The 23,999-nt window shown below is 42.3% G+C and carries 24 protein-coding genes and 2 pseudogenes; 7 read left to right on the top strand and 19 right to left on the bottom strand.

Translation table 11 applies throughout. The features are described from left to right. Positions 1 to 168 precede the first annotated feature (168 nt). From dsbA to PSI23_RS13890, 3 genes are read right to left on the bottom strand one after another with little or no spacing between them, the layout of a single operon-like run. Positions 169 to 792, bottom strand: coding sequence for a thiol:disulfide interchange protein DsbA (dsbA, locus tag PSI23_RS13900; protein WP_273555648.1), 624 nt, complete (start codon positions 790 to 792; stop codon positions 169 to 171). Between the two features lie 17 nt (positions 793 to 809). Beyond that, positions 810 to 1,799: a serine/threonine protein kinase gene (locus PSI23_RS13895; protein WP_273555647.1), complete on the bottom strand. Its 990-nt coding sequence runs from the start codon at positions 1,797 to 1,799 to the stop codon at positions 810 to 812. A gap of 18 nt (positions 1,800 to 1,817) precedes the next feature. Next, positions 1,818 to 2,087, bottom strand: a complete 270-nt coding sequence (locus PSI23_RS13890) for a YihD family protein (protein WP_273555646.1) — start codon at positions 2,085 to 2,087, stop codon at positions 1,818 to 1,820. Between the two features lie 180 nt (positions 2,088 to 2,267). Here PSI23_RS13890 and mobA point away from each other — a divergent pair, with 180 nt between their 5' ends. The 5 genes from mobA (at position 2,268) to PSI23_RS13870 (ending at position 5,820) form a co-directional block, all read left to right on the top strand. Next, on the top strand, positions 2,268 to 2,870 hold the full coding sequence (gene mobA, locus PSI23_RS13885) for a molybdenum cofactor guanylyltransferase MobA (protein ID WP_273555645.1): 603 nt from the start codon (positions 2,268 to 2,270) through the stop codon (positions 2,868 to 2,870). After that, entirely contained in the window at positions 2,867 to 3,445 is a 579-nt protein-coding gene (mobB, locus tag PSI23_RS13880) for a molybdopterin-guanine dinucleotide biosynthesis protein MobB (RefSeq protein ID WP_273555644.1), read from the top strand. The genes mobA and mobB overlap by 4 nt, the downstream gene beginning before the upstream one ends. 119 nt (positions 3,446 to 3,564) lie before the next feature. Further along, the gene (locus PSI23_RS13875) at positions 3,565 to 3,879 is read left to right on the top strand and encodes a hypothetical protein (protein ID WP_273555643.1); all 315 of its coding nucleotides are present in this window, start codon (positions 3,565 to 3,567) and stop codon (positions 3,877 to 3,879) included. Positions 3,880 to 3,911: 32 nt separating this feature from the next. Continuing rightward, positions 3,912 to 4,010, top strand: a complete 99-nt coding sequence (locus PSI23_RS23215) for a hypothetical protein (RefSeq protein WP_373567332.1) — start codon at positions 3,912 to 3,914, stop codon at positions 4,008 to 4,010. Positions 4,011 to 4,416: 406 nt separating this feature from the next. After that, complete coding sequence (locus tag PSI23_RS13870; protein WP_273555642.1) at positions 4,417 to 5,820, top strand: alpha/beta fold hydrolase; 1,404 nt, start codon at positions 4,417 to 4,419, stop codon at positions 5,818 to 5,820. A 213-nt stretch (positions 5,821 to 6,033) separates the two neighbouring features. Here PSI23_RS13870 and lsrG read toward each other — a convergent pair whose 3' ends face one another. From lsrG to lsrA, 6 genes and pseudogenes are all read right to left on the bottom strand, one after another. Next, positions 6,034 to 6,333, bottom strand: coding sequence for a (4S)-4-hydroxy-5-phosphonooxypentane-2,3-dione isomerase (gene lsrG / locus PSI23_RS13865; protein WP_273555641.1), 300 nt, complete (start codon positions 6,331 to 6,333; stop codon positions 6,034 to 6,036). Position 6,334: 1 nt separating this feature from the next. Next, positions 6,335 to 7,219 carry a 3-hydroxy-5-phosphonooxypentane-2,4-dione thiolase gene (gene lsrF / locus PSI23_RS13860; protein WP_273555668.1) on the bottom strand — a complete coding sequence of 295 codons (885 nt, stop codon included), beginning with the start codon at positions 7,217 to 7,219 and terminating at the stop codon, positions 6,335 to 6,337. Positions 7,220 to 7,301: 82 nt separating this feature from the next. Further along, positions 7,302 to 8,321: an autoinducer 2 ABC transporter substrate-binding protein LsrB gene (gene lsrB / locus PSI23_RS13855; protein WP_273555640.1), complete on the bottom strand. Its 1,020-nt coding sequence runs from the start codon at positions 8,319 to 8,321 to the stop codon at positions 7,302 to 7,304. 102 nt (positions 8,322 to 8,423) lie between these two features. Continuing rightward, positions 8,424 to 9,431, bottom strand: coding sequence for an autoinducer 2 ABC transporter permease LsrD (gene lsrD, locus PSI23_RS13850; RefSeq protein ID WP_273555639.1), 1,008 nt, complete (start codon positions 9,429 to 9,431; stop codon positions 8,424 to 8,426). Continuing rightward, a pseudogene (lsrC, locus tag PSI23_RS13845) lies at positions 9,431 to 10,425 on the bottom strand (autoinducer 2 ABC transporter permease LsrC). Before lsrC ends, lsrD begins: the two are co-directional and overlap by 1 nt. Beyond that, positions 10,419 to 12,008 (bottom strand): autoinducer 2 ABC transporter ATP-binding protein LsrA, encoded by a 1,590-nt coding sequence (gene lsrA / locus PSI23_RS13840; protein ID WP_273555638.1) that lies wholly within the window; start codon positions 12,006 to 12,008, stop codon positions 10,419 to 10,421. The pseudogene lsrC and the gene lsrA overlap by 7 nt, the downstream one beginning before the upstream one ends. A gap of 238 nt (positions 12,009 to 12,246) precedes the next feature. Between lsrA and lsrR the strand changes: the two genes are divergently transcribed. Together lsrR and lsrK are read left to right on the top strand one after the other, a co-directional pair. Then, a complete protein-coding gene (gene lsrR, locus PSI23_RS13835) occupies positions 12,247 to 13,257 on the top strand; it encodes a transcriptional regulator LsrR (protein WP_273555637.1) in 1,011 nt (336 codons plus the stop codon). Positions 13,258 to 13,331: 74 nt separating this feature from the next. Then, the gene (gene lsrK / locus PSI23_RS13830; protein ID WP_273555636.1) at positions 13,332 to 14,924 is read left to right on the top strand and encodes an autoinducer-2 kinase; all 1,593 of its coding nucleotides are present in this window, start codon (positions 13,332 to 13,334) and stop codon (positions 14,922 to 14,924) included. A gap of 127 nt (positions 14,925 to 15,051) precedes the next feature. On the opposite strand, the gene PSI23_RS13825 is transcribed toward lsrK, so the two are convergent. From PSI23_RS13825 to PSI23_RS13780, 10 genes and pseudogenes are all read right to left on the bottom strand, one after another. Beyond that, complete coding sequence (locus PSI23_RS13825; RefSeq protein WP_273555635.1) at positions 15,052 to 15,438, bottom strand: acyl-CoA thioesterase; 387 nt, start codon at positions 15,436 to 15,438, stop codon at positions 15,052 to 15,054. 189 nt (positions 15,439 to 15,627) lie between these two features. Further along, entirely contained in the window at positions 15,628 to 16,011 is a 384-nt protein-coding gene (locus tag PSI23_RS13820) for a hypothetical protein (RefSeq protein ID WP_273555634.1), read from the bottom strand. Then, a complete protein-coding gene (locus PSI23_RS13815) occupies positions 15,993 to 16,568 on the bottom strand; it encodes a hypothetical protein (RefSeq protein ID WP_273555633.1) in 576 nt (191 codons plus the stop codon). Before PSI23_RS13815 ends, PSI23_RS13820 begins: the two co-directional genes overlap by 19 nt. Positions 16,569 to 17,551: 983 nt before the next feature. Beyond that, a complete protein-coding gene (gene gorA / locus PSI23_RS13810) occupies positions 17,552 to 18,904 on the bottom strand; it encodes a glutathione-disulfide reductase (RefSeq protein WP_273555632.1) in 1,353 nt (450 codons plus the stop codon). A gap of 221 nt (positions 18,905 to 19,125) precedes the next feature. Further along, positions 19,126 to 19,968 carry a 23S rRNA (adenine(2030)-N(6))-methyltransferase RlmJ gene (locus PSI23_RS13805; protein ID WP_273555631.1) on the bottom strand — a complete coding sequence of 281 codons (843 nt, stop codon included), beginning with the start codon at positions 19,966 to 19,968 and terminating at the stop codon, positions 19,126 to 19,128. Between the two features lie 234 nt (positions 19,969 to 20,202). Next, positions 20,203 to 20,463, bottom strand: a complete 261-nt coding sequence (locus tag PSI23_RS13800; protein ID WP_038189442.1) for a helix-turn-helix domain-containing protein — start codon at positions 20,461 to 20,463, stop codon at positions 20,203 to 20,205. Between the two features lie 347 nt (positions 20,464 to 20,810). Next, complete coding sequence (locus PSI23_RS13795) at positions 20,811 to 21,815, bottom strand: FRG domain-containing protein (protein WP_309145414.1); 1,005 nt, start codon at positions 21,813 to 21,815, stop codon at positions 20,811 to 20,813. A 72-nt stretch (positions 21,816 to 21,887) separates the two neighbouring features. Further along, positions 21,888 to 22,112: a hypothetical protein gene (locus PSI23_RS13790; protein WP_273555629.1), complete on the bottom strand. Its 225-nt coding sequence runs from the start codon at positions 22,110 to 22,112 to the stop codon at positions 21,888 to 21,890. A 130-nt stretch (positions 22,113 to 22,242) separates the two neighbouring features. Next, on the bottom strand, positions 22,243 to 23,904 hold the full coding sequence (locus tag PSI23_RS13785; RefSeq protein ID WP_273555628.1) for a terminase large subunit: 1,662 nt from the start codon (positions 23,902 to 23,904) through the stop codon (positions 22,243 to 22,245). Beyond that, a pseudogene (locus PSI23_RS13780) lies at positions 23,901 to 23,999 on the bottom strand (phage terminase small subunit P27 family); the annotation flags it as partial. The pseudogene PSI23_RS13780 and the gene PSI23_RS13785, both read right to left, overlap by 4 nt.

Here is a 23,999-nt window from a genome sequence, read left to right as displayed (position 1 = left end):
AATATTACAACCGCTTTAAAATCACTGACTTGTGGATATTACCGGAGTTTATGTTATGAAAGGTGTTTTTTGGCAAGTATTGTGCCAACCTTATCATGGCTGACACAATACCTATGTTATTTTATATTAATACTCGCGTTTTGTTTTCTTACGCCACCATCTTGTGACTTATTTTTTGTTTACCAGATAGTTCACTACTTCAGAGAATTCCTGAGCATAATCCTGAGTTGAACGGGGTTCGATACCGTTGTTGTTAATCAAATACTTGCCTTTAACAAAGACAGCCGGAACACCTCTCAAACTAAGCTCTTTAGCCGCCTGACGCTCTTTGTTTGCCACAGATTTCACAATAAAGCTGTTCAATGCTGCATCATACTCTTCACCCGATACACCAGCTTTGATGAAAGCATTACGGATGTCTTCCTTACTCTTGATAGTTTGATTTTTTTGAATACCCTCAAACAAAATTGGTGTGACCTTATCCTCAACCTTCATGACAATAGCGACGGCCCAAGCATCAGTCAATTCCTTACCCAAAGGCCCCAGAAAATCAACGTGATAACGTTCATTCGTCACACCTGCTGGCAAGTTTTTCTTGATAGTTGCACGAACATGGTAAATGCTTTCAAACTGATAGCAATGAGGGCAATAAAAAGAGAAAAACTCTAACACCTGAGGCTGATTCGCAACCGGATTTTTTAACTCAGTATACTGCTTGCCTTCAGAAAAACCGGAAGCGGATGCATTAAATACCATGAACGCTCCTACCAGAACTAGCCAAAATTTTTTCATTATGGTCTCCAAAAAAATTAATACATCGGATTGAGTTGTAAAGGTGGTTCCTGCAATAACCGGACTTGTTCAGAAAAAAGACCCACTTGCTTATGCCAAAAATCACTATCAGCCATCCACGGAAACGCTTTTGGAAAAGCGGGATCTTGCCAGCGACGAGCAACCCAAGCTAAATAATAGATCATTCGCATAGCACGCAGAGGTTCTATTAATGCCAATGTCTTGGGATCAAATTCCATAAACTGACCATATGACTCCAGTAAAATATCCAACTGAATCAGTCGCTCTTGCTGTGAGCCATTGAGCAACATCCACAAATCCTGAACAGCAGGGCCATTACGGGCATCATCAAGATCTACAAACCATGCTTCATCGCGCCACAAGATATTGCCAGCATGACAATCCCCATGCAGCCGCAATACTTGCCAGTTATCGTGCCATTGGCTTGCTACTGCCTGATTTAATTCATTCAGCGCAGCCAAAAATCCCTGTTTATGCTTAGCGGGGATTAGCCCACATTCAGCCAAGTATTGATACGGCTGATATAAATATTCATTCAAATTAAGCGTGGGGCGCGCAGAAAATATTTTTTTTACTCCAATTTGATGCATTCTTCCCAATAATCGACCAACATCCTCCAATTGGTCAAAATTGTCTAATTCGTACTGGCGACCTCCCACGCTGGGGAAAATAGCAAAAAAGAAACCACCGTGATTCAGTACGGTCTGTCCGTCAAACTCCAACGGAGCCGCTATTGGCAAATCGGCTTGCTGCAATTCATGCGCAAGATCATGTTCCTCTTGAATTTGCTGTTGGCTCCAACGCAAGGGACGATAAAACTTCACAACATAGCGTTTGCGGTTCTCATCCATGAACTGATATACACGATTCTCATAGCTATTCAGTTCGGTCAAACCAGAATCAAGATACAAGCCAGACTGCACCAACGCATCCATAATTAAATCTGGGGTAATATTCTGAAAATTAAAAGCCTTCGGTTCCGTCACAACACAGTTCTCTCTTTATCAATCTTTAATAATGCCCCGGGCACGCAGTAACGCGGTCTTAAAATCTTCTTCATAATCTTTTTTCAATCCGGGGATTTCTGCATGGCTATCCGTACCACGCATTTTCAGATGATAAATAAGAATATCATCCGTTAATTCAGACAGCTGCCCTTTGAATCCCGCTTCATCAGCCAGTTTTTGCAAAAGCTCCACCAAATTTAGATCCGACTCATTCTTCCATACTGGATGTAAAAGTTCGATAACTTCATTGAGGCGGTGATACTTCATTTTTAGTTCCTTATAAATGGCTATACAAATTAGCAAGGTTAATGGTTCTGAGAAAGCATTGGTCTGTCAAGCAGTGTAAAGTTATACTGCCACTTCAAAGCAGCATGGTTAGATATTGATTTACAATGGTTATATACCCAAACATTAAATATTTCATTGCCCAATATCAGGTGATTTAACATGACGCATCCAAAAATCAGTGGCGCAATTCTGGCTGGAGGGCTATCCACCCGTATGGGCGGCAATGACAAAGGGTTGTTGCAGTTCGATGGCTTACCACTATACCAACACATCGCCACAAAGTTGCAGCCACAGGTTCATGAGTTGTTGATTAACGCCAATCGCAACCTGGGAATTTATCAGCAGAGTGGCTATCCAATCATACCGGATATTATTACCGATTTTTCTGGGCCATTGGCTGGTATGCTGGCAGTTTTAAAGAAAGCCCTTAATGAGTGGGTGGTATTTGTTCCATGCGATGCCCCCGACTTCCCTGAAGACCTCGTAGCAAAACTGTGGCACTACAAACAAAACGCTTGGGCCGCTTATGCACATGACTGCGAGCGCGCACATCCTACCTTGGCATTAATGCACCGCAGCCTGATACCGCGTCTGGAAAGCTACCTCGCATTGGGGGATCGGAAGCTGATGTTCTTTATGCAGATGATTAAGGCAAAAGCGGTCTATTTCCCCACCCCTAACTCCTTCACCAACTTAAATACACCAGAAGAGCACCGTAACTGGGAATGCCAACATTGGGAACTCCTTCAGGAGTCAGCATGAATCGCAATATCAATACCAGTGACACTACACTGCCCATTCTGGGTATTACTGCTTATAGTGGAACCGGAAAAACGACGCTATTAAAGCAGGTCATTCCATTATTGCGCCAACAGCACATCCGAATTGGGTTAATTAAGCATACTCACCATAATATGGATGTCGATAAACCGGGCAAAGATAGCTATGAACTGCGTAAAGCGGGTGCGACTCAGACGTTGGTCGCCAGCCAGCAACATTGGGCATTGATGACTGAGACTCCAGATTTGCCGGAGCTAAATCTTTACTACCTCGCCGGTCAATTTGATGCAAATTCACTGGATCTGATTCTGGTGGAAGGGTTCAAACAAGAACCGATCCCAAAAATCGCGTTGTATCGAGATGGCCTAAACCGAAATAGCATATTCCGAAATAACATAAACCTTGGTTTTGATGAAATCCTAGATCCTTATGTACTCGCCATTGCCAGTGACATCCCACTGGCAACACCACTTCCACAGCTCGATATCAATCAACCAGAACAGATTGCAGCCTTTATTGCTGAATGGTTGTATTCACAAAAAACCATAAGATATTGATGATCATATACAGGCTCTAATGATAAAAACCATGCTTACCCGATCCATAGTAAAGAAACAGAAACAATCACCTATGGATAGTATGAAAAATAAAACAACGATAACGGGAAAACAACGTCATGAAAGATACGATTCGCGATGCTTCGCTGTCTGCGGTTAAAATCGCCAACGAAATCGCATACAGCTATGTCAGTGAAGTCCGAAGCCAACGGGTATTTCCCGATGCTGATGCGTTATCAGGCCTGCAACATTTCGATAAGCCATTACCAACAACAGGAACTGACAGCCAACAAGTGCTCGAACAACTCCATGCATACGGTTCACCAGCTACTGTAGCAACAATCGGTGACCTATATTTCGGCTTGGTTGTCGGTGGCTCAACCCCTGCTGCTCTGGGGGCAAACATCATAACCCAAAGGAAAAATCCACTTTAGTAGAAGGCGTTGAAGCTGCAGACTCTTGGGCTGTGGATGCTCATAAATGGCTTAATACCCCATACGATTGTGGCATGTGTATCGTACGTAACAAGCAGCGACTACAGAAGACGATATTCAGCGTAGCTTGAAAGCAATCTCTGCTGCTATTGACGAGATTAAACAGCAGGTTATTTAAAACTTGCTTTTTCTATCTCATACATTGAAGCAATAATTATTGGAAAGGATTCGGTTAAAAATCCAAACGCCCTGATAATAGTATCAAGGGCGCAAATCATATATATATAAACAAATACCCATATAATATGTAACCATATAAAATTAAAAATAAAATAAAATAAAAAACAAAAAAATCATCAAATACATTTACTTTCCAATATAGCAAGTGAAACCAAAAATCACTAATTGTCATTGCAACTCGAGTAAAAATTACTTAAGTTAGCTACATTCTTTATTTTGGTTAATTTAAGAAAGACCAAATAAAATATTAATGAATTTTAAAACCACTTTAATTTTTTATCTAATAGGAATTAGAGAATGAGATACATAACAGCAATTATTTTTATCTTATTAACAAGTATATCTTTTATAACCAAGGCGGATACTACATCTTGGAAAAAATGCCCTTCAACTTGGGGGCTAGATCCTGAGCATAGGAAGAATATGCAATGTACATATGTAAAATCCCCGATAGACCATAATAATAAAAAAGAAAATCATTTTGTAAAATTAGCAGTAGCAAAACTCCCGGCAATTTCAAGTAAAAAAGGAGCTATTATCTTGATATCTGGTGGCCCCGGTCAGGTGGGTTTACCTCTGTCTATTGATGAATCCCCTATAACGAAAGACCTGAGAAAATATTTTGATATTATTACTTATGACCCCAGAGGGATCGGAGAATCTATACCCAAAATAAAATGCAGCACTCAAAAATCCACAGATAAAAATGAAGAAATTACTTCAAAAAAATGGCTGTCTTCCTGTATCAGAAATAGCGGAGCGGAATTAATAGAAAATATGTCCACACATAATGCTGTAGATGATCTGGAAAAAATAAGGAAAGCCCTGAATGAAGAGAGAATAACAATAGTTGCATATTCCTATGGAACAGCTGTTGCTCAACTTTATGCGTTAAGATACCCGAAACACATCAGTAGCATTGTTAATGATGGTATTGTTGACTTAACAGAAGATCATGAAGCTATGCTATTAAATCAAAGTAGAGGATTTAATTTAGCCTTTGAAAAATTTTCTGTTTACTGTGCAAAGAGAAAATTATGCCCATTCTATCATTCACCAGAAAAATCCCTCGACATATATAAAGAAATTTTAGAGAAATCAAAGAAAAATAAAATAAAAGATAAGAAAGGAAAAGTCATTACCAATGACAATATAAATGAATTTACTATCGATAGTCCGCTTTGGGAATCATATTGGGATAATCTGATATCTTTTTTAGATAAAGCTTACAATGGAAAAACAAATCAGATAGACAAGGGATTATTATCGATTTTTGGTGGTTCAAGTAATGATGAACTTAATATTATAGATTGTTCTGATTATGGAAAATTAGATCCATCCAAGATAGAGTTACTCTTGGAAGATACTTTCGCCTCATCTGCCGACTTTTTTAAAGAGAAAAAAGAGAAGTGTAGTTCCTTTCCTATCAAAAAACCGCTTATGCCAGCATTAATCCCCGACCATAAAAACATGCCAAAATTACTTTTTGTAGCTCAAACGGGCGATCCAACAACACCCTATAGTAATGCAACAAGAATGTCTGCTATTTTCAAAAGCCCATTGATAACTAAAATTGGTAATAGTCATACATTTGTCCTGGATGGTGTTGACGATTGTGTAGATAAAAAAGTTGTAAAATTCATACTGAATCCGAATTTACCTATATCTGATTCCTATTGTTTATCTACTAATGATGATTGAAGCAGATACATGAAACCCCGGTTAACCGCCATCTGAAAGACTATTTCAGTCAGGGAAAATAGAAACCTGAAATGGCGGTTCCGAATTCTGTTTGATGTCACTCTTCAAGAATAAGCTCCAATTACCCTCTGCTCTTACTGTTACTCAAGATAAACAGAGGGTAATAATGACAAGTGAAATATCACCTGCCATTTATCCTGATATACCTTTGCCTTACTTATTCTCTGGCATCAAACCAATAAACGTGGTCTTTTTCCGTGACTCAGTCATCAACGCTTCCAGTTTTTCGACACAACGCAAGTAATGGGGAGTTTTCTTATGCGCCGCAACAGCCTCTTCATCGCTATAGGCTTCATAGATATAGAAGCGAGTCGGGATATTCTCATCACACAATACATCAAACCGCAAATTGCCCGGCTCTTTAACGGAGCCAAGGTGATTATCCCGAAATATTTCGATAAATTCGTCTATCTTGTCAGCTTTAACATTAATCTCAACTAATGTGACGTGCATATTATTCCCCCTTGGCTTTTTCACTCAGGAAAAACTCATAAGCCTGAGTGGGTTTCTCATTGTGATGTACCACTGCCTGCACCGCTTTCAGCATTGCAACAGGAGCTTCCGATTGGAAGATATTGCGTCCCATATCCACACCAGACGCTCCCTGATCAATCGCCTGATAGCACATATTCAATGCATCCAACTCCGGTAGTTTCTTACCACCCGCAATCACAATCGGCACTGGACAACCCGCTGCAATCCGCTCAAAACCGCTATCGACGTAATAGGTTTTGATGATGTTCGCCCCCATTTCGGCTGCAATTCGAGTCGCCAGCGAAAAATAACGTTGGTCACGAGCCATATCTTTACCGACACCCGTCACTGCCATCGTTGGCATCCCATAACGCGTTCCCTGATCCACCAGCTTGATAATGTTCTTTATGGATTGGTGTTCGTGTTCTGAACCGATATAAACCTGTGCAGCCACCGCACAGACGTTAAGACGAAGTGCATCTTCCATCGCTACCGCAACCGCTTCATTGGACAGCTCAGTCAGAATTGAATTGGCACCAGACGCGCGTAAGACCACAGGTTTATTGGTTGCAGGCGGAACCTGACTGCGCAGAATACCACGGGTACACATTAATACATCGGTATGTTCAAATAGCGGGGCGATATTAATATCAATACGCTCCAAACCCGTCGTTGGCCCCTGAAAATAACCGTGGTCAAATGCCAGCATCACCGTTTTGTTGGTAGCGGGATTGAAAATTCGAGACAAACGGGACTGCATACCCCAATCCAGCGCACCACAACCTTTCAGTTCAAACAGCGTGTTCTTTTGCGGTGTATCAATGCCAAAATCTTTACCGTCTTTGATATCATCTAAATCTGCCATTTCTTCCTCCAGAAAGGTGTCAGAGTCAGGCTGCATGTCAGCCCCATGAATCAGAAATCGTCTTAATTAGAAATCGTCTTAATTAGAAATCGTACTGATTAATATTGTCTTTGGTGAAGATCACCCGCTCCGGCATAACGACGATACCATTGCCTTTCGCTTCATAACGGTATCCCTGCACACTGTTAGGTGAAATTTCAACATTGCCAACATCAGGAATATTCAATTTATCTCCCACATTCAAATCGCCTTTTTGCAATATCTCATTAGCAACATGAATGGCTATTTTGCCCTGCTTGACCACATCCCACAGAGCGAACTGTTTGACCGTACCATTTTCAACATAAGGGCGCATTACATTTGGGGTACTGAACCCAACAATCGCAACATCCTGCCGCTTCAGGTTTTCTGCTGCCTGAGCTGCCGCAGGCAAAGCGTTGGCATCCGGAGCAATAATCGCATCCAAATCCTCCCATGCTTTCAAAATGCCTTCCGCTGTCTGCAAAGATTTAGTGGCATCGTTATACCCAAACCGAGTAGTGACAATTTCCCAATTCGGATGTTCCTCTGCAATTTTCGCCTTGGCCTCTTTCACCCACTGGTTCTGATCTGTCACTGTCGGGCTGGAATAGAAAAATGCCACTTTCGCTTTCTCTTTTTTCACTTGGTTAGCGGCCATATCCACCAGAATCCCGCCCAACTGTTTTGGCGTTCCTTGATCGATATAAATGGAGCGGCACTCTGGCGCAGTATCGGAATCCCATGTTAATACTTTGACGCCACGCTTCATGGCGCGTTTCAAGGCAGGGCATAAACCATCTGGTGATACGGCTGAAACCACAATCGCATCATAGCCTTGGTTAACAAAATTATTGATAAGCTGAACCTGTCCCGAGACACTCGGCTCCGTAGGGCCATCATAAGTAACCTCAACACCCAGAGCCTTACCTGCTTCCATCGCACCTTGTCCGCCACTGGTAAAGAACCCAACACCGACTAATTTAGGGATAAATGCAATCTTATCTGTCGCCTGAGCCCAGGAAACACAACCCAGACTTAATGCAGCAGCCAAAGCCAGCTTTTTCATTGTTGGTGCTTTCATGCCTATCTCCATTTATTTTTATTCCAAGATCATCTTTCACGTTTCAGAAATATGTTGTTCAGAAATATGTTGTTCAGAAATATATGGTTATGAAATATATTGCTATGAAACAGAGGCCCGCCGACGGTGCCACCAATCACAAATTTGATGACAATGCAGCAAAGCAGACCGCGCTATCACCGCCGCAATCAGCAAGGCACCAGACAACGCACTAGATATCTGGTTAGGAATTCCCGCCATCTGCAAACCTTGCTGTAAATAGCCCACCAGCAAAACCGCCAGTGCTGTCCCCATAATCGAGCCAGATCCACCGTAAATATTGGCACCTCCCAGCACTACCGCAGTAATAGCCGGCATCAGGAAAGAACTTCCCAAATCAGAACGCGCCGAACCAAAATAGGAAACCAAAATAATTGCCGCCATTGCCGAAGCCAGCCCAGTCAAGGCATATAGTAAGCATAATGTTCGATTCACGGGGATCGCACCATAACGGGCAACACGGCTGTTCTGCCCAATCAGAAAAACATTGCGTCCATGGTGGGTACGGTGCATGAATAGCCAGAATGCCAACGTGAATAATATGAATATAACCAAGGGAACAGGTAGGTCGAACAGTGTCAGGTTAGCAAAATCAGTAAATGTATCAGGAAAACCACCGATGCCTTCATAGCCCGTCGCGCCGGATAATCCCGACAGCAGTAAAGCACTACCACCAAACAGATACATCGTGCCGAGCGTAATTACCAACGGATTCACACCCGTATAGAAAATCAGGGCAGCATTAATCAGGCCGCATAGTCCTCCGACGAGCAAAGTTAGAGGAATTGCCACAATCATCGGTAAATCAGCCTGATGCATAACGCCCAATGCAATAGCACATAAACCGATAATCGAGCCAAAAGAGATATCAATACCACCGCTGACAATTACCATCGTCAACGGCAACGCGATAATGCCGATGCAGATAAAATCACTGGTGCTGAACAGCAGCACATTGATATCCAGCATCCTTGGATTAACCATGCCAAACAGCAAAATTTCCGCCACCAACAACGCCAAAAGTGCCGTTTCCCAGCCATAACGTTGCCCATAGCGTTGTATCTTATTCATTATGGCCTCTCGTTTTTTGCAGCGTGTTTTTTTATCGGTTCAAGGAAACGGGCGTAACGCTGCTGGCGTAGGTTCTTCCCAACAACACTACGCAAGCGCCCATCCAGTACTAACACCGCCAGTAGGACAAGACCAGCAATAAAATCATTCCACCAAGCTGATAACCTGAGTAATACCAACACACTATCGATTTGCGTCAGAAAATATGCCCCGAAAATCGCCCCTATGACGGTTCCCATTCCACCCAGCAAACTGATGCCACCTAATACACAGGCGGCAATGGCTTTCATCTCCAGCCCATTCCCTGTTTGGTTAGGAATAAAGCCAATCTGTGCCACAAACACAATACCTGCCAATGCCGCCATCACGCCATTTACGGTAAATGCAGTAATACGAATGCCATTAACAGGAGCACCAAGCTGACGAGCTCCTTGCAGATTGTCTCCTGTCGCATAAAACCCGCGGCCAAACTCAGTCTTCTTTAACATCCATGCCATCGCCAGAATCAATAACATCAACAACCAACCGATTGGTGAAATACCAAATAGCATCGGTCTGGCGAGATATTTAACCCCAGCGGGCAAACCTTCGATCCATTTACCACCTGTCAGCAACAGCATTAACCCACGGTATAAACCAAGCGTTCCCAACGTGGCAACAATGGCCGGAATTTTCAACCACGCCACCAGAACACCGTTAATTAGCCCTGCCACCATTCCAATCAACAACGTAATTAAGTCCCCGCATTAAGCGACAGCCCCAGTACTACCGCACATAATCCGGTGGTTGAGCCGACGGATACATCAATATTGCGGGTCAGCATGACCAACGTAGCACCCATTGCTAATAAAATCAGAATTTGGGCATTACCAAAGATCATAGTGATAGTTTGGAAGCTGAAAGCATGACGATCGATGCTCCCCAGCAAAATAAACAGCCCCAAAATGGCGAGCAATGCTGTAGCTTCCCGGTTATTCTGAATAAATTTCAATATGACGCTCTCCCTGCCTTTTCGTTAAAAAGAAGTTCGCCAAAAGAAAGATGCATAATCTCATCCACACTCATGTGGTCTTTATCAAGTTGCCCACAAAGCTCACCGTGATGCATGACCAGCACGCGATCGGCCAACTGAACAATTTCATCAAGATCAGAAGAAATCAGAAGAATCGCCACCTGCTGGTTGGCGATGTTATGAATAAGCTGATAGATATCATTACGCGCCCCAACATCAACACCGCGCGTCGGCTCATCAATGATCAATACTGTAGGCTTGGCCTCCAGGCATTTAGCAATCAGAATCTTCTGCTGATTACCACCAGACAGGGTGCGTGCAGGCTGGTTTATATCGTGGAATCGAATATTGAGCGCCCGACGATATCGCTCCAGTACTCCGACATCGTGGGCAGAACGTGTCCAATAAGTGCTTCGGCTGTGTGTCAGTGAACAAACATTCCAACTCAAAAGAGCATCAAGAAACAAGCCGGAAGCCTGCCGATCTTCAGGCAGATAAACCAATCCACGCTGCAACCGTTCTGCTGTATCTAGTTTATTGATTACTTGCTGCCGAAAACGAATGTCTCCACTCGTAATAGGACGCAATCCATATAACGTCTCTGCCAGTTCTGTGCGCCCCGCTCCCACAACACCAGACAAACCAACGATTTCTCCCGCCTGTAATTTCAGGGAAATATCACGGAACCCTTCCCCGCAGAGAGAAGACACTTCCAGAACAGGTATCTTTGATCCGCGATCCGACACATTAATATTACTTCTGGCTTCCAATCTCAATTTCTGATTAGCAGCCAATGCGGTTGATTTTGTCGCAGGTGTAATCGCCTGAATAATCATATCCGTCGTAAAATGCTCAGTCTTGCCACTGAGGGCGATGCCCCCATCTCGCATTACACTGACATAATCCGCAATCTCACGAATTTCAGGCAATTTATGGGAAATAAAAATAATCCCTACCTGTTGCTGCTGTAACTCTCGTAATCGTGCAAATAAACGTTCGGTTTCTGCAGGCGTCAACGAAGCCGTCGGCTCATCCAGAATCAAAATGTGGGAATTGCGCATCAAACCACGCATAATCTCCACCAACTGCTGATCCGCTACATTCAAGCTGCCCGCAGGAGCCTTCAAGTCAATTTGGCAGTCGAGTTGAATGAGTAATTCCTGCATTCGGCTTGTACTGGATTGATGTTTCGGCAAACGAAATAGAATATTTTCCTGAACAGAAAGATTAGGGAATAACAAAGGTTCTTGTGGAACCAGATAAATACCCTGTTGATGTGCCTTCGCAGGCGTCAAATGGCTAACAGTAGCACCATCCACAATCAAGGTTCCGGCATCAGGCTGTTCAATACCAGCAATGATTTTCATCAACGTTGATTTACCGGCACCATTTCCACCCAGTAATGCATGAACCTGCCCTGGCATCAGCGTGAAATCAATCTGCTTCAACACCATCAAGCCAGAAAACTGCTTACAGATCCCATGGACAACTAAAAGTGGGGAGCTGTCAGCAGGATTCAGGTAAAGCGGATCATTGGTATTAGCGGCGGTATTGCTCTGTGACATCACGTACCTCATGACATTTTGGGCTTGCGTTTCTGACACCGATGCGAAAGTGAACATTTATTTATTTTAAAAACATTTGTTCATAACTCTAATTCAAAACTTAAGAATTTTTCTATAATTAGATCACGTTTTGTGAAAAAATTAGATCTACATTAAAATATGTTCAAATTTTGCGATAAGTTTCTAGTACATCAGGGGCTTTCATGCTTATTCTTTCCCCGTGGATAAAAAAGTTATTATGTCGATCAAACTAAGCAAGAAACAATCAGTATCAGAGAACAGCGTATTACCCGAGGAAACTGACTATTCAAGTCACAACTATCCAGGAAACAGCATGAGTGAAGAAGAACTAATGGCCCGAATTGCCTGGTTTTACTATCACGATGGTCTGACGCAAGGGGACATCGGTGAATTGCTTGGCCTCAGTCGCCTCAAAGTCTCCCGTCTGTTAGAGAAAGGGCGGCAGTCTGGCGTGATCCGCGTTCAGATCAATTCACGCTATGAAGGGTGTCTGGAATTGGAAGATGCCTTGCAAAAGCGCTTCAATCTCAAACAGGTTCGCGTATTACCTACCCTTGATGGCATGAATCTGAATTCCCGTCTCGGTATCGGGGCTGCTCACCTGTTGATGGCGCTGATTGAACCTTATCAGCTATTGGCAATTGGATTTGGCGAAACGCCCATGTGCACTTTACAGCACCTGAGCGGTTTTATCTCATCCCAGCAAATTCGACTGGTGACGCTATCGGGAGGTGTTGGCTCTTACATGACTGGCATCGGTCAACTTGATGCAGCCTGTCCTGTCAGCATCATTCCTGCACCACTGCGAGCTTCCACACATCAAGTCGCGGCAACATTCCGCGAAGAACGCAGTGTACGGGACGTGATTTTGGCTGCCAGTGCAGCCGATACTGCCATTGTCGGGATTGGCGCTATCAAACAGAAGCAAAACGCAACGATCATGCGTTCCGGCTATATCAGTGATGGCGAACAACTGATGTTTGGCCGCAAAGGTGCTGTCGGAGACATTCTTGGTTACTTCTTCAACGTGGAAGGTGAACTGGTCAGTGATATTGATATCCATAAGGAACTGATCGGTATCTCCTTGCCAGAGATGAAAACCATCCCGAATGTGATTGGTGTAGCGGGTGGCATCGAAAAAGCAGACGCTATCGTTGCTGCGCTGAAAGGAGGCTACATCAATTCACTGGTGACAGAAGAACAGACCGCAAGAGCTATGCTAATTTGATCGACTAATAATCTCTATCCATCCCCTGTGCCATATCGAATAAAAAGAAGATAACAACAGACGAGGATAGCATCATGAATCAACGCGCTCATGTTCACCCATCAAGGAAGTATCTGATGGCGCTTGATGCAGGAACTGGCAGTATCCGTGCAGTTATATTTGATCTCGAAGGGAATCAAGTTTCCGTTGGGCAAACTGAGTGGGTACACCAACCTGTACCGAATGTTGCGGGTTCGATGGAATTTGATCTGAAAAACAACTGGCAACTGGCCTGCCAATGCATTCGGCAGGCACTGCAAAAGGCGGAGCTGCCTGCCACCGCGATTCAGGGCGTTGCCGCCTGTTCAATGCGGGAAGGCATTGTCCTTTATAATCGCGGGGGCGATCCTATCTGGGCGTGTGCCAACGTAGATGCCCGCTCCAGTCATGAAGTCAGTGAGCTGAAAGAGCTTTACAACAATACCTTTGAGTATGACGTCTACCGCTACTCCGGCCAAACTTTGGCATTGGGAGCAATGCCGCGCCTGCTTTGGCTGGCGCATCACCGTCCTGATATCTATCGGCAAGCCAGCACCTTAACCATGATCAGCGATTGGCTGGCTTATATGTTAAGTGGCGAACTGGCCGTTGATCCCTCTAATGCGGGCACAACAGGCATGCTGGATTTAGTCAGCCGCAATTGGCGCCCAAGCCTGTTGGAAATGGCCGGACTGCGCTCCGATATCCTCTCCCCCGTCAAAGAAACAGGAACTTTGCTCGGCTATATCACGGAACAAGCAGCGGCAGAATGTGGCCTAAGCAGCGGTACACCTGTGATTATGGGCGGTGGAGACGTTCAGCTCGGCTGTCTTGGTATTGGTGTCGTCAAACCCGCCCAAACCGCAGTACTCGGCGGAACATTCTGGCAGCAAGTTGTTAACCTGCCGGAACCGATCACTGATCCAAACATGAATATCCGCATCAACCCGCATGTTATCCCCGGCATGGCACAGGCAGAATCCATCAGCTTCTTTACTGGCCTCACCATGCGTTGGTTCCGTGATGCTTTCTGCGCAGAAGAAAAATTGCTGGCAGAACGATTGGGCGTTGATACCTACAATCTGCTGGAAGATATGGCAGCGCGGGTTCCTGCCGGAGCGCATGGTATCATGCCGATTTTCTCCGATGTTATGCGCTTTAAATCGTGGTATCACGCAGCTCCGTCTTTCCTCAATCTCTCGATTGATCCGGAAAAATGCAACAAGGCAACGCTATTTCGCGCACTGGAAGAGAACGCGGCTATTGTCTCAGCGTGTAACCTCGATATGGTTTCGTCATTCTCTGGCGTTCAACCTGATTCACTGGTATTTGCAGGTGGCGGCTCAAAAGGCAAACTCTGGAGCCAAATTTTGTCTGACATTACCGGGCTGCCAGTACGAGTACCCGTGGTTAAAGAAGCAACTGCTCTGGGTTGTGCGATTGCCGCTGGTGTTGGCGTTGGATTATATGACTCACTGCCCGCCACAGGAGAAAAATTGGTACGTTGGGAGCGAGAATACCAGCCAAATTTAAGCCACCGCGAGGTTTATCAAAAAGCGAAGAAAGATTGGCAAGCGGTATATGCAGACCAACTTCATCTGGTGGATGATGGGCTGACGACTTCATTGTGGAAGGCTCCGGGGTTGTAATCTCTATTAACAAGCAAAACAGAGCAAGTATGGCGGCTTGCTCTGTTATGATAAAGACTACTACTGACCAAGCATTAGCTAAACATTCTACATCCTTGCATAGCTACATTCTTCTGTTTGAAAGCAATCAATCAACAATAGCATTTATGACAATTTCAGGCACTGTTGGACGCCCATTCACTAAGCAGGTAGCCACGAATGTTGCGTCAGCGTATACAACACCATCAACCAAGATTTGTTGCTCAAAATTAATCCGATTACGCTTTTCGTTCTTGGTAACCTTACAAGTTACCTGCATTTTATTTCCTTGTTGGAGGCTTTTTCTAAAACGCAGACTATATTCAAGAATGATATGCATGCGGCCGACTTTGAATTCTTCTTCCAAGTCTAAGCCTAACGCCTCTTTCATAAATGCATGTCGCGCCCATTCTAAATAGAACGGATAATAAAGCCCATCAACAATACCTTGAAAATCGAGGTGTTGTTCGTCAACCTGATACTCTTTAGAAAACATTATAAATCCTTAAAATAGTTTAACAATGCAAATCGCATAGGAAGGATTAGGCCTTCAAAAGATTTTTTAGAAGTATCTTCTCCCGTACATATAGCAGAACCAACATAATACGACATAGCATCTGAATTCAAATGACAAGGTATCATTGCTTATAATGTATTTAGACTACGTCAAGTTATGCTGATTTAGCTATATATTGATAGCCATGCTCATATTATCAGTTAGACCATAAATAAAACTGACGCCATGGAATATATTATGTTTTCTTCTTTCTTTATCAATAATATTATTTACATCATTCTTTAAAACATCATCCCATACAACCGTGCTTACATCTCCTCCTTTTATTTTAGTAAGCTCAAGACCAATTTTTATCAATAAGCTATCTTTATATGTTCCATCATAATAGAATTTTTGATCCCAACCAGCATATCCGTTGCTCTGATGAGCTGATACTTTGTTGTTTTCAACCAATAAGGTAGATACATATGTTATACGTTCAAAGTTATTAAGGAACCTAATAACCTCATTACTATAATGATGAAAGTCTATTTTTATTTTTTTTGAATCCATTTAACTCTCCTACATTCTATGACATTATATTTATTCAATATCATATCAATCTTGCCAGGTATAATAATCTGTTTTTCATCCATAATTATCACCACTCCAATTTTCACTCCTTCACTGTGTCTTACATAACACAACTTATTATTATTAGACTCGATATTATTTTCATTAGAAATGATACAAAACTCTCCAAAATTCACATATGGTTCCCCATATTGCCCTCCAACCTGAACCAGCTCAACATCAGGCAACGTCCTACTCGCCAATATAAACAAAGTGTCTTCATCCAACTTAGTATATTCTGCTAATTGTGGAGGAAAACCTTCACCAGTCAAAATCCATTGTGGCTCTACCTGAAGGCCATTTTCTTTGAAAAAATCAGATATGTGATCTATCACGTGAGTTTTTCTTGCTGGAAAAGAACTACCCGATTCCCAACGTGTATATGTAGCGTACGAAATATCCTCTCCTTTAGCATGTACATGATCAACCACATCATGTGTGGTTTTTCCAGTTGCCGCTCTACAACATTTCAAACGTTTCCCAATAGTATCGAGCATTATTTTTGCCTGTTTTTTTGTTGTGCTACAGACTGATTTTAAAGAAGAAATCAAAAGTGCAGGCACTACTTTGTTGCGATCAATGCAATTTTATTGCATTGATAACCAATTAAATGTTAGTGTATTATTTTGAAAGCTCTTTGGTGTTCAAGACTAACATAATTAGTCCTCTCAATGTTATTTAAGCTCTATAAACTATTCTCTTTTCAATTTTGCTGTACATTACAAAATTAATGAGTAAGGTTTTTGAGAGGAAATGTTAGCTACCGAATATTTACACAAACTAAAATAAAAAATAACATACGTTATTAATACTATTTAATACTATTTAATACTATTTAATACTATTAAACATATGGCTTTATAGAGAATAAACAAAGCAGATTAAAATATCAATTATTCATGTATTATGGAATATTATTTTATAATACAAAGACTATACAAGGCATTATCAAAAAACACATAAACACATAAACACATAAACACATAAACACATAAACACATAAACACATAAACACATAAACACATAAACACATAAACACATAAACACATAAACACATAAACACATATTTTAAAAAATCATAAAAAAATTAATAAGAACCTCCCAACACTAGGGGAATCTAATAGTTACCTCAGAAAATAATAGCCATAAAATACAAAAAAAGATTATTCTTCTATACCTGTATTTTTAGTACTTGTTACAAGGTATTGGCTATAAAACCTTCTCTTATTTTAGGCAAAAGTAAGATAGAAGAATATTATTACGCGGGGAATTACCATAGAATTACGATGCTAAAAATAGCAATGTCAGAATCATATAAATTCAAGCCTACTTTTCGTATGTTCAACTAGTTCTAATACGATTTTCAACAGAGAACTGCGCTAACTGCTGTAGATAACCTTTTTCACAATACAAAAGGCCAAACTATTTTGGCCTTTTGCTTTTCAGAGAAATAAGTAGACGTTATTTCTACCTTCTCCAATTACCTCATAGTAACAAACTCTTCCGCCGCTGTCGGATGGATCGCAACCGTATTATCGAAATCCTTTTTCGTTGCTCCCATTTTCAGGGCAACCGCAAAACCTTGCAGCATTTCATCCATTCCAAAGCCAATACCGTGGATGCCAACTATCTTCTCATTAGCTCCCGCACAGACCAGTTTCATGCGGCATGGCTGGCGGTGTTGTGTCACGGCAGTATACATGGCGGTAAATGATGATGTATAAACCTTAACCTGATCTTCACCATACTCAGACTTGGCCTGTGGCTCCGTCAACCCCACGATGCCAATGGGAGGATGGCTGAATACCACTGTGGGTATATTGGAGTAATCCAAGTGCTCTTCCGGTTTGTTATTAAACAGGCGCTCTGACAAACGACGCCCAGCGGCAACCGCTACCGGCGTCAATTCCACTGCACCTGTATTATCACCAACCGCATAAATACCGCTGACATTCGTATTCTGATATTTATCGACCTGGATATAGCCTTTCTCATTCAGCTCAATACCTGTCGCAGCCAGATTCAGCTTATCCGTCATTGGTTCACGCCCAATCGCCCAGATTAACGTATCAACCGTCTGCTCCCGGCCATCTTGTAATTTAACTGTCAGGCTGCCATCACTATTTTTAATCACGGATTGTAATATTGCTTCCGTATGTAGTATCGGCCCTTCATTTTTAATGACTTCCAACAGTGTTTCCACAATCATCGGGTCAAAAGAGCGCAGAGGCGCATGTTTACGGACAAATAGATGAGTTTCACTGCCCAGTGCATTCAAAACACCGGCGATCTCAACCGCAATATAGCCAGCGCCCACTACGGCAACACGCTTCGGCATTTCATCAAGATCGAAGAAACCATCTGAATCAATGCCATATTCCGCACCGGGAATATCAGGGCGTACCGGGCGACCACCTGTTGCAATCAGAATGTGGTCAGCTGTGATTTTTTCACCATTAACTTCGACAGTATGTTCATCAACAAAACGGGCGAATCCTTGAATGACATCCACCTTATTGTTCCCCAATACGCGCTCATACGATTGGTGGATGCGATCAATATAGGCAGTGCGGCTGGCAATCAGTTTTTTCCAGTCAAAACGATTGACGGTGGTATCAAAACCATAATCGGGACCATATTGATGAATAGATTCTGCAACTTGAGCAGCGTGCCACATCACTTTCTTCGGTACACAGCCCACATTAACACATGTCCCACCTAATGCCTTTGCTTCAATCAGGGCACATTTCTGCCCATATATGGCAGCACGGTTAATGGAAGCAATGCCACCACTGCCGCCACCAATTGCAATATAATCGTAATGTTTATTCATCTTAGGTCACTTCCGTCTAATCAATTAAGTTACTGCTAAAGTTCAACCTGGCGTCTATTATTACAAAAAGTTATCACTGACGAAGGACGATTCTAACTCTCATTACCATAGGCCACGGCTATTGAGTGATATCACGCCATAACGTACTCAGAGATAATTCATTGAATAACAATATATTTAATGAAATACATCTAATGATAACGCCATGCTGAACCCTTACCTTATTCAGGTACAATCCACTCTACTGATGTATGCCCTATACCTTCAGGAACCAGCACCTGATGCAGCCAAGGCAATATTGCCTTCATCTGCTGCTCCAATTTCCACGGTGGATTAATGACGATCATGCCTGATGCCGTCATACCACGTTGATCACTATCAGGACGCACGCCAAGTTCAATTTGTAAAATCTTGCGGATACCTGTTGCTTCAAGCTTCTTCACCAAGCGTTTAATCTGTTGACGCAGAACAACGGGATACCACAGTGCATAAGTACCTGTTGCAAAGCGCTTATGTCCTTCCTGAATGCCCAGAACGACATTTTGATAATCCGACTTCAATTCATAAGATGGGTCGATTAGTACAAATCCACGACGGCTTCTTGGCGGCAGTTTTGATTTCAGCTGCTGGAAACCATCTTCCCGCAGGGCACGGGTGCGTCTGTCGCGGGAGAATTCCGTACGCAACAAAGGAAAATCACTGGGATGTAATTCACTCAGATTAAGCTCATCATATTCCCGCAATAAGTGACGAGCAATCAGCGGAGAACCCGGGTAATAGCGTAGAGAGCCAGATGGATTCAGCGCTTTCACGGCATTTATGTACGCCGCCAATTCTTCCGGAATATCATCACGCTGCCAAATACGGGCAATACCTTCCAGATACTCTCCCGTACGCTCAGCATGCTCCCCACTCAATTGAAAGCGGCCTGCGCCAGAGTGAGTATCCAGATATAGGAAAGGTTTTTCTTTTTCTTTCATTGATTCAATGATCAGGCTTTGCACTGTGTGCTTTAGCACATCAGCATGGTTGCCGGCATGGAAGCTGTGGCGATAACTTAGCATTAATTTATTTCCTATTGATTTTTAATGGATTTTAATTCAAGAAAAGACAGATTATTCATTTTATTACCCCAGATATTACCCCACGTTTCATTGCACTAATACAAAAACATAATAAAGCATAGTAACAAAGTAATGGATGAATATTTATTTTGGAAGAGATGAAAACCGAACCAAAGGAAGACACTGTGTGGGGTAATCGTTACCCCACGGAGATATTTTTTAACTAAATTTCCGCTAATTAGAAACTTTTCGGGTAGTTCGTTTGATAAGTTGACCGTTACTATCAAAATAGCGGCTAGGCCAGATTTCTGAGGGATGTATTTCGAGGTAATTAGCGATAATCCATTCACCTTTCGGCCAAGGCCGACTAAGTGTATTCGCTAATGTCGATGAACTGAGTCCCGATTCACGGGAGACAGCCGCTAAGGTTGTACCACGTTTACGTAATGCAGCAATAATATCAGCTTGATGCCAGTCATTTCTAACGTTATTCATTCCTGCTACCCCTTCCATTAATTGATCATTGATGGTGGCGATTCGGACAGGGTTTGCAGACCGGATGTATCCAACCGGTGAGGTCGAAACCTCCCCTGCCTGAACCGCCATTGAAAAGGCGATAGCAGACACACTGGTAGAAATTTCCTACCAGTGGGATACATTCAAGGCTGCAAAACCTTGACCATTGAATTTTGCCAATGGCGGGGCTACTTTAACTGATTGGTTTATCTGACTCAATAAGCGAATCAGTATAAACGCTTAACTTTTTGCGTTATGTGTCATTAATAATGGTGCTACTACTGCCTCTCACCTCCGTTCAAGGTGATTTTCGAGCCGTAATAGAATTAAATGCTACGGTTAAATACTATCTTCTCTTGCATGTATTCAGTGAAAGATATGATTTCAGGATACACAAAATCTTTCGAAAAACCGTACAGCTCCAGCTCTTTTCTTATAGGCTCTATACTTTCTTCAGGTATGATTATTTTTAATAGTCCAGTATTTTTGTTAATATTGTCTAATGATTTGTCATCGATAGTAGTTATAGTATTATCATTATTAAATGCGTCCGGTGGATAAACCTCATCTTTTATGTTATTACAAAACATTAGCGCTCCTTGTTGATTTTTTATCCTCTTATTAATTGGTAATGGTTCGATGATAGTATTATAATTATTGAAAATATCAATAGCAGCAGACGATCTTGAATAATTATCATCTGAAAAACTGATAAATAATTCAGGAAAATCATAAGCACTTTTATCGAATGTATCTGTATATTTCTCAGGTAATTTATCTATAATATCAATTAAATGAATTTTTGAATTTAGCCTTACAGGATTGGCACTCTTGAAATATCTAAAATCAACAAGAAACTCATTAATAAGTGTTGTAAGATCAGATTTAATTAAAGGTGTTTCTTTGTATTTTACTTGATCACTCCCTTGATAAAAATCACGATGTTTCATAAAAAACCGTGCGCAAAGCTCGTGTATTTTTTGATGGAATTTTTTCTCTTCTTCAATTTCTTTAAAAAAACGATCGCTAGAACACACGTCCAGTGGATTGGATTGTTCATTCCAGATCATAAACACCGCGGCATTTATTATCTTAGAGTCATCTTCAATCTTGTCATCTTGACACTCATTTTTTTTATGTTTATTTTTAAGTTTTTCATACTCCTTTTTAATCTCTTCATATTTCTTTTTAATTTCGCCATCCTTCTCTTTTTCAATTGCGAAATATAATGCAATTAAAGGGCTATTAGTCCAATCAATAACTCGGGTTGATAGTCCATAATGCTGAGCAGTTACATGAAGATCAATATCATTCATTCTATAACCGTTAATAATATTTACATCAGAATAGACTATATGCTTTTCCTTAAATTTTGAATATAGTTCATGTGCTAATTCATATTTTTAAATATCATAGTGTTGATTACCCTCAGTAATTAAATTATATTTTTCAACATAATAAGGTTTTAGTTTTGAATCAGAATATTTTAATAACCTACTTAAACTCGAATTAATACCATATTCTGAATTTCTTTGCCCACGGTAAAAAACACGTTTATTGTTAGGAGAAAATTTCTTAACAACACGAAGAAAATCCCCTACACATGTAATTATTGATGTATTACTCATCTATCACCCTATTAAAAATCCCTAGTTCTGTATCTTTATTACATTAATAAGCAACTCTTATGATAAGCAACAATATCACTACTCATTGATTTTTCAAGTAATTATTAAGAAAATAAAATCAGATAGTTATCTAAATCCCATCAAAACTATCCAGTCGCTGCTGTTGTTTATCACTTAAGATAAACGCAAACTCTTCATGCTCTACTTGCCATGTGCCAAAACTCATCAGAAACGCAATCGCAGGGTCGATTTTGTTCGCTGATTTTTTCTTGTTGGGCTTGATATTGGCGTTCGCGTCTGTCTCCATCACCACATTGGACATCGCCCATGCGAGCACCGGATCGCCGTTGTGACGAATAATTTTGCGGTTAACAAAGACTTCGGCTGATTTAGCCACAGGGCTAAAGCGCATATAAGTTTGCGGGAACGGCTCAACATCCAGCCCCGCGCCCTGCAATTGGGTGCGTAGGTGCGTGGCGTTCCATGTGTCAAAGCCCACCAGCCTGATATCAAAGTGCTGGCTGTCTTTGAGAATATCATCACGGATACGGTCATAATCAATGCAGTCGCCTTGCGTGGTGCATATCCAGCCTGCTTGCGCCCATTGACGATAAACAGCCCGATTCTTATTGGCCGGATTCTGCAACTGGGCTTCGGGTAGGTAATGACGAGTCAGTAATAACAGTTCATTATCCACAGGAAAGGTGTAACACACACTGGTGATATCGCCCGTTGACGATAAATCCAGTCCGGCGTAGCACTCCAGTCCTTTCAGGTCGCTTTCATTATAATCAGTCTGACAGGCTTTCCAAGCGCCCTCACCCATCCACGGCGTTTCCCCCTGACACCAGATATTAAAGCGCTTGGTTAACATCTCTGTCCATTGCGAGGGTATGCCACGGGCTTTTTGGATGGTGTCATGCAATGAGGCAGTGTCTACGGAAATATTCAGATTGGGATTGGCCTTCACCCAAAGCCGCTCATCATCAATCTCGTTCTCGTCGTCCAGCTCGTAGATCAGGGCAAACAGGGATTCATTTTGTTCTTCGTCATCCAATATCTGACAGCAATAATCATAGTGCTGTTTACAGGCTGAGATAACGTTACTGCCTGCTGTCGTAATGGCAAACAGAATGCCTTCGGGGCGTGCGCCCATGCCTAATTCAAGGGCAGAGTACACCGCGTTATCGGGGTGCAAATGGTACTCATCGACAATGGCAAGGCTGGGGTTTGTCCCTTCAATGGTGGCGGCTTTGGCTGCCAGTGGCTTTAACAGGCTATTGGTTTTCGGGTAGGTCACTTTATGTTGCTGGATAGATAGCCGCTTTTTCAGCGGCTTTGATAACAAACTCATCTGGCGGGCATCATCAAACACGATACGCGCCTGATCACGGCTCACGGCGGCAGTGTAAATATCCTGCTGGCCTGACTCCATCACTAAGAACCAATTCGCCAATATCGCGGCAACGGTGGATTTCGCATTTTTACGTGGCACCTGAATATAAGCGCTGCGGTACTTCCTGCGGCCAGTAGCCTTTACCTTGAAGCCGAACAGATTGGCAAAAGCGAATTGCTGCCACGGCTCAAGGATTATCGGTTTACCGCGTAAATGGCCTTTGACATGTGGACAGAGACGGGAGAAGGCAATAAAACGCGCCACAACCTCAGAATCAAACGTATAAATCGGGTTATTCAGGTCGTTATGATAGCGTTTCACTGCTTGTTTCAGGCGCTTACAGGCCGGAATTGTGCCGTTTTGGATATCAAAAGCGTATTGCTCCCATGCATTCATAGGCGGTCTAACTCGTCCTCTTCCTCAGTTTCTACCGGATTTTTACGCCGTGACACAGGATCAAAGCCGAGCAATGACGACATTTTTATCATGAT

Source organism: Xenorhabdus yunnanensis (genome assembly GCF_028598805.1).
Classification (GTDB): Bacteria; Pseudomonadota; Gammaproteobacteria; order Enterobacterales; family Enterobacteriaceae; genus Xenorhabdus; species Xenorhabdus yunnanensis.
Note: the sequence above shows the minus strand (reverse complement) of the source record. Positions and strands in the feature narration are given on the sequence as shown.